Here is a 235-nt window from a genome sequence, read left to right on the forward strand (position 1 = left end):
GTTAAAAAACCATTGCAGAATCGTCTGTGCCAATTTCTGATAAGGCAGTTGGATCAATTTTTCCAGATCGTACGCTGGTTTGGGAAAGTCAACCGGAACGTACAATCCGCCATCCGGAGCCAGTCCTTGAACAACGGCGTCACTAGATTTTAATGCATCTTTAACATTACCACGCGTACTGCGATAGTTCATTGTGATCCTCCATTCTTAATACAGTAGTGGTTTGGTAGAGTTC

Annotated in this window: 1 pseudogene; it reads right to left on the reverse strand. The window is 43.4% G+C overall.

Annotated elements, in window-relative coordinates:
- Nucleotides 1–192: pseudogene (locus tag LI126_RS15160) on the reverse strand (threonine synthase); the annotation flags it as partial.
- Nucleotides 193–235 lie beyond the last annotated feature (43 nt).

The sequence above is a fragment of the Mediterraneibacter sp. 210702-DFI.5.30 genome, from assembly GCF_020560115.1.
In the GTDB taxonomy this organism is placed as follows: domain Bacteria; phylum Bacillota; class Clostridia; order Lachnospirales; family Lachnospiraceae; genus Mediterraneibacter; species Mediterraneibacter faecis.